At 46.0% G+C, this 12290-nt stretch carries 6 protein-coding genes; 1 reads left to right on the forward strand and 5 read right to left on the reverse strand.

Annotated elements, in window-relative coordinates; all coding sequences use genetic code 11:
* Positions 1–239 precede the first annotated feature (239 nt).
* From NEPTK9_RS07875 to NEPTK9_RS07890, 4 genes are all read right to left on the reverse strand, one after another.
* Positions 240–776, reverse strand: a complete 537-nt coding sequence (locus NEPTK9_RS07875; protein ID WP_194848287.1) for a plasmid pRiA4b ORF-3 family protein — start codon at positions 774–776, stop codon at positions 240–242.
* A gap of 471 nt (positions 777–1247) precedes the next feature.
* Positions 1248–2921, reverse strand: coding sequence for a trypsin-like serine peptidase (locus tag NEPTK9_RS07880; protein ID WP_194848288.1), 1674 nt, complete (start codon positions 2919–2921; stop codon positions 1248–1250).
* 68 nt (positions 2922–2989) lie between these two features.
* Positions 2990–5902, reverse strand: coding sequence for a UvrD-helicase domain-containing protein (locus NEPTK9_RS09900; RefSeq protein WP_194848289.1), 2913 nt, complete (start codon positions 5900–5902; stop codon positions 2990–2992).
* Complete coding sequence (locus NEPTK9_RS07890; protein WP_194848290.1) at positions 5889–8666, reverse strand: exodeoxyribonuclease V subunit gamma; 2778 nt, start codon at positions 8664–8666, stop codon at positions 5889–5891. The genes NEPTK9_RS09900 and NEPTK9_RS07890 overlap by 14 nt, the downstream gene beginning before the upstream one ends.
* Positions 8667–8708: 42 nt before the next feature.
* Between NEPTK9_RS07890 and NEPTK9_RS07895 the strand changes: the two genes are divergently transcribed.
* A complete protein-coding gene (locus NEPTK9_RS07895) occupies positions 8709–10493 on the forward strand; it encodes an MFS transporter (protein WP_194848291.1) in 1785 nt (594 codons plus the stop codon).
* Here the strand turns inward: NEPTK9_RS07895 and NEPTK9_RS07900 are convergent.
* The gene (locus NEPTK9_RS07900; RefSeq protein ID WP_194848292.1) at positions 10477–11709 is read right to left on the reverse strand and encodes a hypothetical protein; all 1233 of its coding nucleotides are present in this window, start codon (positions 11707–11709) and stop codon (positions 10477–10479) included. The two genes, NEPTK9_RS07895 and NEPTK9_RS07900, sit on opposite strands and share 17 nt — an antisense overlap.
* Positions 11710–12290 lie beyond the last annotated feature (581 nt).

The following is a 12290-nucleotide window of genomic DNA, read 5'->3' on the forward strand; positions in this document are numbered from 1 at the left end:
ATAAACACGATATGGTATTTACAATCCCATTTAGAATGAGATAAACTCTCAAAAGACGATGTTGTATTCATAATTTTTTCCTTTGTTGGTCTGCCAAGCCCAACAAGGAAAATACAACATCATCTTTTTTCACTAAATCTTAAGGCCAAGCCTTGAAAGTCCACTGGTCAAACCAGTGGCTTACCTGTCAATGAGTTATTCTTGCCCAGCTCATTAGGCCCCGTAAAGAAATAGCTACCTCAATAACGGACAAATGCCCCTTCCAGGTTACGATTCACGCTCTTAAGGTCAAAGTGCTCGGGATCAAAATCCTTCCCCATCCACTGAACGGTATCCTCGTATTCAGGATGGTTCTTATCACACATGATTTCGAGGTTTTCCTCATAGCCCCAGACCCCTCCACAGTCTTCAGGAGGACAAGCCCTTGCTCCTTCTAGACATTTCGGGTAAAACACTCCCTTCTCTTTAGAAAGAATTGCTTCAACTTTCACCTTGTGTTCCCAGCAGTCGCCAAAGTCATACTCGTATAAAATCTCATCTTTTTCCCTCAAGCTAAGAGCAGCAAGCCTCTCATTAGAAAAGCCCTCTTCATCACAGCCAAACTCCTGATTGCCATACCTAAAACTATAAAGATGGCAGTTTTCCCAACCCATCGCAAGTTGAATCGTCCTATGGAGATCTTCCAGATCTCCAGCCATATCGATCAACACCCGTCTCCAGATCAATGGGTTCAGTCTTAGTAGAGAGATCTTCAGCTTTAAAATCTTTCCTGGCATATCAGCCTCCTTAAAGTTCAAAAGCTTCAGTTTCTAAAAAAACATCCTTTTTCTGAAAGAATAAAGATTATGCACCTAGCGCTAAAAGAGCCCTACAAAAAAATCGCGCCGGCGCCGAGGAGCTTTGCCTCGCACGCTCCTCTGCGTCAGAAGGCCCAACCCCAAAGAGACAAGTAGCCAAATGCCTATAGCTTCCGGGCGCCAACAACGCCAAAGTTCTCGTTGGTATGCCGAGGGTAGTAGGAGACACACAGGCCCCCAGCGGCGCAGCCGCCAATGGCCACAGGCCATTGGTTGTTATTCACTCTCTCTTGGCATCGGGTATAGGTGCATGAGTCAGTTGGTCAAAAAAAACTCTTTTTGGTGTCTTTCTCATGGATTAAAAAGGGCTACTGTCACCTCTAGAGACTTCGGTATGGTATATCCTTATGAAGGTAGGCGCGGAGAATATAATCAGATATCGAGCACCTTCTATAACTTCCAAGCTCCAATAAAACCGCAGGAATTACCTCCTACATCATAGGAATTACTAACATTTAGTCCGCCAGCACCAAAACACCCAATGGCCACAGGTCGTTCATTTGAAACTGGCCAGTGGTTGTAATACACCTTTTCGATACATCTTGTATAGGTCAATTTTGGCTTTTCTGGCAACAAATAGTCTCCAGGTTTCTCCTTTTGATATAGAAGAACTGCTATTGCAACATCTAGGACGTTTGGCAAGTTGTAGCTTCGAAAGTCATATTTCCGAATAATCTTATTTTGATCGCTAGAGGTTTTATTTCGTGTTGCTTCTAGAATACCTTTACTTAAAAGAACCCAATGAGAAGAACTAACCGTTTTGGCTCCTAAGCTTTTTTTTATATCGCTGTCATAATATTTATAATTTCCAAAAATTTTCTCTAAGTTATCAAGCGAAAGAGGAATCCCACTAACTTTTTTAGGGATCCAGACAAGGAAGTGGGTGTCAATAACTTTGCCAGTATACCCTTCGACTTTAAAGGGGGTTGGTTTATTGAGAATTGCGTTGATATTGCATGGAAGAAGTTGTTGTGGATCTTGTATGGAGTCAAGACCGAAATGCTTCTGCCATACGGTTTTCCCTAATGCAATAGACGGCAAGCGAGTACTCTGGCTATTTGAAGGGTTTGAGCTAATGGATAGATCAGAAAACTGGTTAATAAACGCATCGCTTGAATTTTGGCTGGAAGAAGAACTAGAGCTACTAGGGGTTAAGTTGCTTTGCTGGCTTTTTTGAATCTTATAGGTATTGGCTATGGTCGTTTGAAAAAGCTTGGTGAATTTGTCCTTAGAAATTCTCACCCCCGAGTTTTTATCAAAGCCTCCTAAGGTATGCACACCCATGATTTTAACCGAGCCAAACTCATCTTTAACCCAGATAGCGCTGCCGCTTTGTCCGCGATTTGTATCGATCTCATACTCGAAGATCTCTTTTTCAATGCTTTTGATTTTGTGGCTCATGCTCCACATCTGATCAAGGCCTTTGTCTCCAGGGTAACCGGTAATATTAAATGTGGCTCCTTTAAGGGAATCGTCGGGAGCGCTGCAGAGTCCTCCCCATCCGGTATACTTTCCAACCGACCTATCCAAGAGAAGGAGCGCGATGTCATAAGCGCGCTCTTTATTATTGGTATAGTTGTTGAATGTATAGGCTTTTATGACTGTCGCCTTTCCATAGGGGGCACTTTTTTCGTTGCGTCCAGGATAAGCAGTGATTTTGGTTGCCCACTTCTTGGTTTTTATGTCGTAAACGTTATGCCCACAGGTGAGAACGTGGTGGGGACCGATTAAGGACCCCGACCCTCCATACGTCCCATCTGAAAATTTCATTTCTAATTGGACATGGATGCTGTAGGGATACTCACTTGTTTTTTGGATCCTTTGACGCCCATCCTGCCCAGGAATGACCTTTTTAAGGACCGTCTCCTCTTGAAACTCATTGAGCTTTTTGTCCCGCAGCAGCATGATCCTTTGATTCTGCTCTTTTTTAAGGGGTGGGGAACTGGCGCTAAAGTAGACGTCCTCCATTTTCCCGTACTGAAACTTTCCAGGTTTGTACTGAACGGTTGTGCTATAGGTTCTTTCTACGATATTTCCCGTATTGATGTTGGATGAGCTGGCCATGATAAACCTCCTTTGGCTTTAAAGGACCAAGTCTTGCAGACATATAAACTTTTTGTAAAGAAGAAAGTTTATGCATTGGTTTGATAAGGCAGAAAGAGAATCCCTTCATCGGGAAGGCCTCTTAGGAAGATGTAGTAGGTGCCTCCGATGGGTGCTCCTTTTAGGTAGCGGGAAAGAGCTGTGTTGTAAAGCAAGGCTTGAAGGGTGTAGTCGTGGTGGGCCATCGTTTCGTGTAGGGTCTTGGGATCGTAGGAGGGGAGGAGGTTGGTCTTCCAGTCGAGGAGAAAGTAGTGGTCGTTGTGTTTGAAAACGAGGTCGATGAACCCTTTAATGAAGTTGGGGCCGTCGGGATAGAGGAATTCGACTTCGGGGTAGAGGTGTTTAACCTCGCTTAGGGAAAAGGGGTGGGGAGATAGGGGGGTGTGAAGGGCGTGGTGGAGGAGCTTGGCTGTCGTCTCGAAGGGGAAGTGGGGGGGAAGCCTTTTTTGGAGGAGGGTTTCGATGGAGGTGTCGGGGTTGAGGAGGAGGGTTTCGAGAAGGGAGTGGAGGAGCACCCCTGTTTCTGCCCCTTTGGGGAGGTCGGTTTCGACGTCGACTGGGGGTTGGGGTGTGGTATGGGCTAGGGAGCTGTAAGAGTGGAGGGTGCGAGAGGGATAGATGAGTGATGGGGATGTGGGGGAGTGAAGCTCGGGGAAGGTGGGATCTTCGGGAGGAAGCTTTGCGGGAAATAGGTAGGTCACATCGGTGGGCTCGGGGTCGAAGAGCTCTAGGGGAGAGGCTTGGCCTAAGGGGATGGGGGTGTTGGAGGTGTCGCGGAGAAGGGGAATGTAAAGCCGATGTTTGGCGCGGGTCAGGGCAACGTAGAGTTGGCGAAGCTTTTCGGCTTCTTGACGATGTAAAGCGGCTTTACATTTGGGGTGGTCGGGATGAAAAGGGAGCCATTCTTTATCGTGGCGGATCAATGTTTCACGGCCGGTATACCGATTGATGAGGCCGAGGGCAAAGACGATGTTAAACTCGAGCCCTTTGCTCATGTGGATGGTCATGATGGTGACTGAATTGGGGTCGGCAAGGGGAACACGGGGAATCTCTTTGTGGTCTAGGAGAGAGGCCAGCCGCTCTTCAAGGGTCCCTGGATGGCTTAATAGGAGCTCGGAGAGCTTGGTGTAGTCGGCATAGGTTTCTAGATCTGTGGGTGTGTAAAGGGTCCGCAGGGCCCTTTCAAGGGATTGGGGCTGGGCAAAACGGGCGGTTGTTTCGGTTAAAAGCTCTTGGTTTTCTTTGAGGTCCTGGTGGTTATAGAGGTGGGAAAGAAACCGCTTTACAGGGACCTCGGAGGGATCGATGAGCGCTTCTAATAGGGAACGGACAAGGGAAAAGGTGGGGGACGATGTGAGGCTCTCATTCCGTTTGGAGCTGGTTGGAATTTTGCAACTTTCAAGGTAGGTCTTAAGGCGAACACTTTGATGGCGATCTTTGACAAGGATGGCAAAGTCGGAGTATTGAAATCCCTTTTTGGTTAGGTTGAGGATTTCTCGAGCGATAAAGGGGAAAAAAATGGTCTCCTCGATTTCAATGGTAGGCCAGCTCCCCCATTTCTTTTTTTTTGTCTCGTAGGCAAAAAAATGGATGGGCTCTTTATCATCTGGAAAGGGGCGGTTTGCCGCCCCTTCGGGGTGTTTGACAGGATGGAAAGGGAGGGGAGCATCGGGAAGGGAAAGCCAGTTGGGGTTCTTTGAAAAGAGCGTATTCAGCGCTTGAATAAGGGCGGGGTCCGAGCGGTAGTTTGTATCAAGGTACCCTTTTTCACTGACCATTTTTTCAGCATTGAGGTAGGTATAGATATCGGCTGAACGGAATGAGTAGATTGACTGTTTTGGATCACCGACTAGGTAAAGGGCGGGGATGGGATCATCGATGAATAGGGTTTTAAAAATGTTCCACTGGATGGGATCGGTGTCTTGAAACTCGTCGATGATCGCAGCGCGGTACCGAGAGCGAACCTTTTCTCGAAAAGGGGGACGGGAAAGCGCTTCTCCCATCCGCTTGAGAATGTCATTGGGGGATAGAATCTCTTTTTCTTCAAGGGCTCTAAGGGCAGAAGGGCCAACGGAGCGGGCGATCCGGACAAGGGTACAAAGAGGGGAGGTAGCAGGCTCTAGAATGGGTAAGAGTTGGTCGCGGAAGTTGTAAAGCGGTCTGGGATCACTAAAAGCTCTTTTGGAGAGGTTTTCCTCTGTGGTTAGGGAAAGGACCGATTCGGAAGCGGTGAGCGTTTCAAATTCTTCTCGATTCAGGTATTTTTTTTCGAGGAGGGCTACCTGGGTTTTGTATGGCTCCTTGATCTCTCCCTCTTTATTTTTGATCTTATTGAACTGTAAGATGAGGTCAAGAGGGGGGGAGAGGGTTGGCCTTATGGCATTGTACCGCTCATGGGAGTGGTTAAAGGGGGGATAATCGGGAAATTCTCCCTCTTTCTCAATAAGATTTAAAACCTTATTGAGAACATCTGCTCGGCTTTGAAAGAGCTTTATAAGCTGAGGGGTACTATACTCCTCAGAGGTTAACGAGGTGCGGAAGAAGTCGGTGATGTGGTCGGCAAGGATCGCTTGATAATCCGATTCTTCTTCGCTGAGAAGTGTGAATTCAAGACCCGCTTCAAAGGCGTATTCGGTGAGCATGCGATGGCAAAAGCCATGGATGGTAAAGATCTGCGCCTGATCGACCAAGGCTAGAGCTTTTTGAAGGGGGAAAGAGGGGGGACATTTTTTGAGCGTTTCATGGATCCGTACTTTGAGCTCTCTGGTTGCAGCCCGGGTGAAGGTGACGATAAGAATCTCATCGATAGAAAACCGTTGCTCAGCAATGAGGCGGGCTGTAATGTGTTCGATCGCGAAGGTTTTTCCCGTTCCGGCTGAGGCCTCTAAAAAATGGTGGCCAAGTAAAGGGGTTCTGGGATCTAAAACATCAAACCGTTTCACCGATCACCTCCAATAGGGGTTCAAAGGTTTTTTGAAGGAGGGGAAACCACCGCTCGATGATCACCTCGGGGTTATACTGCTTAGGATCTGAAAAGAGTTTATTTGCATAGGGATCGCTCCCAATGGTCTTGATTTTTTTAGAAAAGGTTTCGAGATCATTTTTAAGGAGGAAAGGAGCAAGGTGGGGATGGAGGGGTGAAGGTGTTTGAAGGGCAACCGTGTAGTAGTAGAGATATCTTTCAAAAGATTCGTGGGGATCTCTTCTAAACTCCAAGATCTCCCCTGTTTTTAAATGGATGAGGGGTTTGGGTTCCCCATTGATGAGACCTAAAAGGTATTCGGGATAGATCTTTACGAGGTCTCCAAGCTTCCCTTTATAGATGAACCCTGGCCCCCTTTCTTCTGAAAGAGTCTCCCACTCCGCTTCGATTTTTTTTCGAGCAACCTCTTTGAAGCGCCCTAAAGGGAGGTGCCCCTTTTCTTCTGCTTCTTGTAAAGCCAACTCTTTGTTTAGGAGTTTATGCCTTTGTAGAGGGGAGAGGAAAAACTCCTCATCGGTGGTGTCATCATAGTGGAGGTAGAGATTCAGAACTTGGTTGCAGTAAAACCTTAAGGGATTTTTCGCAAAGCGGGAAAGGTCCTCAAAAGGGGGAGGCGCTACCACCTCGACTTCAGGAAGGGGAGTGGGATGTAAGAACTCGGCAATAAAGGGGTTTTCTTTCTTTGGTCCATAAAAGGTGCGCGCTGTTTCGTAGTGCTTTTTCGAATACACCTTCCCTGGCTTAGAAAAATAGGATTGATGAAAGGGGAAAGGGGGGTGAACCTCTACCTTTGGATCAAGCTCCTGAACAAGGATCGAAGGGGGCTGCTCCTTCCCATCTTCTTCGCTTACATTCTGATAGGTGATTAAAAGGGTTTCTTCCGCTGCGCAAAGGAGCTGCAAAAAAAGATACCGATCTTCATCGGGAGGGGTCGGGGAGTAATCTCCTTGACTTCCAAGAAGGTTTAAAGAGGAGCGGATATAGGGACGGGGGAAAGCTCCTTCCTCCATCCCCAGAAGGGCGATCACCTTAGAAGAGAAAAACATGCCTGGCTTGAGCGATCGGAAGGTAATCGCTTCCAATTGCTTAGAAAGGCGGACTCCTTTCTTTTCTTTCAGGCTATTTGCTAGGTAACATTTGATACTCGCAAAGGGGAATGTCCCTTCAAGCTCTTTTAAGAGGAGGAGTTTTTCCTCAAAGGGGGCAAACGCATTTTCTTCGGCAACAAGGTAGCGATTAAAAAGGGTCATCAAGCAGCTTGCCCAATCAGCGCCTGTCATCGAAGCTCCATAAAGGGTACCTAGATCGGCCCTAAGGGAGCGAGTACAGGTAATGAATTTTCCAAGAAGTTCTGCATCTGAAAAATCGATGTAGGGAAGGTCCCAGTCGGTTCCCTTTTCAGGAATGAAAACCAAATTGTTTAAGAGCTCGCCAAACGCTTCTTCCCAGGTTCCACTTTCGGTTTCATCTAAGATTTCGGGAAGGAGAAGTTTTCGATGCTGTTTGTCAACTCCCCACTTGACTCCTGATCTCTCAATCCAGCGGCGTACCTCTTTAATCTCTTTTTCAGAAAGGGGAGTAAAATAGGGATTTGAAAAAAGCTTAAAGAGTGTAGAGGCCTCGAAACGATGATCATTTAAGGAGAGAAGATCGAAAAAGGTTTGCAGCAGAGGGTGGCTGGGGAGATCACGGATTGTAAAGTCAAAGGGGGATTCTTCTCCTCCAAAAACAAGCTCAATAAAAGGGGCATAAGCTGAAATGTCTGGTGCAAAGATTTGAATCGAAGAGGGGAGAACCTTCATCTCTAAAAGTTTTGTATAAAGAATCTCCACTTCCCGCTGCTTAGAAGCTGCTGGCAAAAGGAGAACTGAATCATCTTTTTCTTTTCCGGTTTTTTTAAAGTTTAAGATGTCACTTTGAAGCTTCGAAAGATAGGTCTTGGAGTTTTTTTCTACGTAGTGTTCTTCGGAAACAAAATCTTCTTCTTCAAAGAGGCGAAAGGTTTGTCGCCCCACCTTTCCTAGGTTATTGAGGAGGGGATTTCCTTCCTCAAAATAGAGGGAGAGTTGAGGGTCTTTTTCTATAAGGTGGACTTTTTCAAAATCGGTGACGGTATCGGACCAAAACTCACGACAAGGGGAAAATTGGTAGTAACGGACGGGAAAATAAGCGGCGAGCTTTGCAAAAAAAAGGTGGTAAAGCTTGGGAAGAAAAGGGAAGTTAAAAAGATGAATTTCCGCTTGCTCTTTGGGTTTACTTAAAGGGGCTTCAAGAAGTTCATAAGGATAATTCCATTTCGAGAAAACCGCATCCCAATATTTTTTCTGCCAGGTATCGGGCCATTTTTTGAGAAAAGAACCTCCAAACTTTCCATATCGCAAAAACTCTTTTGCAAGATGTAAAGCCCGCCCTGAAGGGAGGTCTAAAGCTTCTAATTGTAAAGCCAAAAGATCGAGGGGAGGAAAGAGGAGCGTTTTTCCACTCGCCCACTTGTAAAGTGTTTGGATACCTGATCCTAACTCGAGAAAATCGACCCCCATCGCCACATCGAGCTTTCCATCGGAGACAAATTGGGTCATCAGGGGGTTTTTTAAGTTGGCAGAAGGGAGAAAGACAAACTTTTTTCCAAAAGGGTTTTCTCTATCGGAAAAAAGCTGGTCACGAAGGAGTTCGACGAGCTTTTCTATCGAGTTGCTAAGATAAACGAGGGGCTTTTCGAGCATGGCTCTTTCTTTTTACGTTTCTCAAGGGTTATGATAAAGGGTATGGCTTTATTTAAGAAGAAGAATGAAAAACGGGGTTTCTTTCAAACGATTGAAGATACCTTGGAACGGTTTGGTTTTCTGAAACGGGAATCTTTTTTCGAGCGTCACTCGATTCACTTCTTAAATATTGCTCAGTTTCTAGGGGTGATCAACGACAATTTTTTCAAATATCTGATCGTCTTCTTGTTTATCGATCTTAAGGGGATTGAAGCATCCCCGATTATCTTGACGTGGGTGGGGATTGTTTATGTCCTTCCATTCCTCCTTTTTTCCTCCGGTGCCGGGGTTTTAGCCGACCGGTTTAGCAAGCAGAGGATGGTCATTTTCCTAAAATTTACCGAGATGATCATTATGGCGCTCGGGATTATTGCCTTTGCCTTTAAAAGTGATTGGGCAAGCTACTCTCTTCTCTTCCTCCTCTCGATGCAAAGTGCCTTTTTCGGCCCCCCAAAATATAGTATCATCCCAGAACTTGTTAAAGAACAAAAAATCCCCAAAGCAAATGGCCTGATCACTTCCTTCACCTACTTTGGAGTTGTCGTTGGAACCTTTTTGGCCTCTTTTTTAACGCAGGTGACAGATAAAAACTTCCCTCTCACCGCGGTATTTGCCACTTTGATTGCGATCTTCGGTTTTATCGCTTCGGTTTTTATCCCCAAAACCCTTCCGAAACATTCGAGAAAGCGGGTAAACCCTCTCTTTGTTTATGAGATTTACAAGAATTTACGCTATGCCTCTCGCACCCCTTACTTACTTGCTGCTATCTTTGGCTCAGCCTCCTTCCTATTTATCGGAGCTTACTTTCAGCTCAACATTATCCCTTACGCCGTTCAATCGATGGGGTATAGCGAAATTGCCGGGGGATATCTCTTCCTCCTCACTGCAGTGGGAATTGCTTGTGGCGCCCTCCTTGCGGGTAAAATGAGTCACCAAAGACCTGAAGTGGGGATGGCATGCATCGCAGGACTCCTCCTATCCGCCCTGACCTTCTTAATCGGTGTCTTCCACGACTTCCATATTTTTATCTTTATCTCTCTTTTTGGTCTCGGCGTTTTTGGTGGGCTTTATATCGTCCCTTTCGACTCATTTGTCCAAAGGTATGCTCCCGAAATCCGCAGGGGGCAAATTGTGGCTGCCTCCAACTTCTTGAGTTTTTGTGGGGTTCTCATTGCACCCATCCTCCTTTTCGTTTTTAGTGAAGGGGTTGACCTATCGGCAGCACAAGGATTTATGATCACAGCAGGGATCGTTTTCCTCTGTGTCTTAACCGTCACCTCTCGTCTTTCGGGCTATTTCTTTAACTACTTAGCGCGGGTCTTTGTAAAGCCGCTTTACAAGGTTGAAATGAACCACTCTCCACTGGGTCAAGAAAAGCCTGTCGTCCTTCTCTGGAAAAGAATTAAGGGAATTCACATCTCCCTTCTCGCAGCCTTCAATCCCGAGCTTCATTTTTATATTCCCCGAACTAAAAAGCGGTATATCGACTCCTTTTTAAAGCTCTTTTCTGCAGTTGATTTTATCTATGTGAAAGATCTTAAAGAAGGCGCCCTAAAAACCTTTTTGAAAAAGGTGAATAAACGGAAGCATCAGATTCCTTGTCTTCTTTTTCCTTATCCAGAATTTCTCGAGGAAAAATCGTCTGCAAAACTCATTCGTGAACTGAAAAAAACCAAAGATTTTGATTTAGTTTTCGTTCATATCAACAGGGTTTCTCGCAAGGAGCAGATCGATCGGAAACACTTTAAGCGAGCTAAAATCAGCTTTTCGTTTAAAAACCATAGATGATTTCGAACTCGTACTGCTTGTACGAGAAGGTCGGCTTAATGCTCGAATCTTGGTTCACCGACTGTCGCCACGCTTGATAAATCGTGATGTTGTTGGTGAGAAGATAGAGAAGCTCGGCTGCAACCCCTTTGTAGTTTCCGGCACCTACCCCTTCACCAGCGGTAAGGGCCCTGACTGTTCCCTTGTCACGCTCGGTGTAGAGGCCGACCTTTGCAGAGTTTCCTCGTCCAATCCCACTTCCATCAAAGTCAGGGATCGCTTGCATCTGAACCCACTGATAGCTGAGGTCAAATGACCAATCCCACTGCTTCCGAAGTTCGCCGATAGAAAAGCCCGCATACCAGGCCCAAGCTTGCCGCCTGTTATTGGAAACCTTGGTTCCTCGGGCACGGGGATTATAAAGAGCCGCTGAGTAGACAGTAACGACTTTGTCAATAGGTTTTGGAACAAACTTATACCCCCAAATCCACTGAATAGGAAGGAAGCGAAAAACTCTTTGCTCTGCTGTAGTATTTCTAGACTTATTTCCCCAATAAATCGCTGAAAGTTTAGTATAGAGTCCGGTTCTTCCTAAATTTAAAAGTCCAATCTCTCCGACATAACCATACTCATCGATATTTTCATCAATGAGAAAGGGGCCTCCATGAAAATAGAAGTCTCCGGCAACATCAAATGCCTGGTCATACTTATAAAGAATCCCATCCATAAAGGAACCAAACTCAATTTTAGAATCGAAAGTATACCCGAAGTTACGTCGACCAATCTCTATATCCATGGTGTAGGTGTCAGCATTAACGATCCGCCCCCCTAGAAAAGCTCTTTCAAGTGATATTCTATCAAAGCTTCCCGTTGTCGTTCCTGCATTATTATCAAACTCAAGCTTGATTGTTGCCCAGGTGCGGTCGGTGCGGTAATCAAGCATAAGGTTAACCTCAACGTCCCATGCTCGAATTGCTGTATTTTTAACAGTTCCTCCACTGCCCCGCTGCTTAATCCCATTTTTCTTTTCATTGGTTGATTGGAGTTCGGCACGCACCTCCCCACTAACCGAGAGATTCCCCCCCCGCTCTTTGACAGTCACCTGCCGTTTTGTGTTGATCCAGTCGCGAAGCGCCTCGATATCCCGTTGTTCAATCCCAGGACTGCCATCGTCGATGGCAAAAAGGGTCGTGGTAACTAGTGCAATTAAAAAGGCAAAACATTTCATATAGATCATCTTTGTTGTTAGAAATAAGAAACGATTCTATACGAAAAGGAATTTTCTGGCTAGTCGAACATTGCAGGTAGCCAGGGCTAACGCATTAAAGTGAGCTTGAGAAGTTTCTCATAGGAGGAAAGTTCAAGGCGCCCGATGCAGGCAACCCCAAAGTGGGTTGTCGAAATTCACCTCTGTAACCTCAGTGTCGGGTTTAATTTGCTTAGCCCCAGAGGGAGTTTGGTTTAAATTTTCGGCATGGTTCAAAGTAGGGTAACAATTTTTGGTCTTATGAAAGATGCGTCGGGGGCAAGCCCCCTGCTGCCCCCTTGAGCTTCAATCTGGCAAGCCAAATCGACCCTCCTCGGGGGGCCGTGCAAAGCACTGTTCCACCCCTCGTGCGGGGCGATTTTGCAGAGCCATTTTGAAGCCGCGGACAGCTCACCGCATGGCTTTTCTTCGCCTTCGGCTCCGAAGCCATGTCAGTTCGCTGGAAAGGTTCTTTCCTAGAAAACCTTGCACATCTTTCACCAAGGAACAAGCCTCTTTTTTTCCAGGTTTTTAGCCACTTACCATATTCGCTTTGCTCGACTTTCAGCTTA

Origin of the sequence: Candidatus Neptunochlamydia vexilliferae (genome assembly GCF_015356785.1) — a bacterium.
GTDB classification, from domain to species: domain Bacteria; phylum Chlamydiota; class Chlamydiia; order Chlamydiales; family Simkaniaceae; genus Neptunichlamydia; species Neptunichlamydia vexilliferae.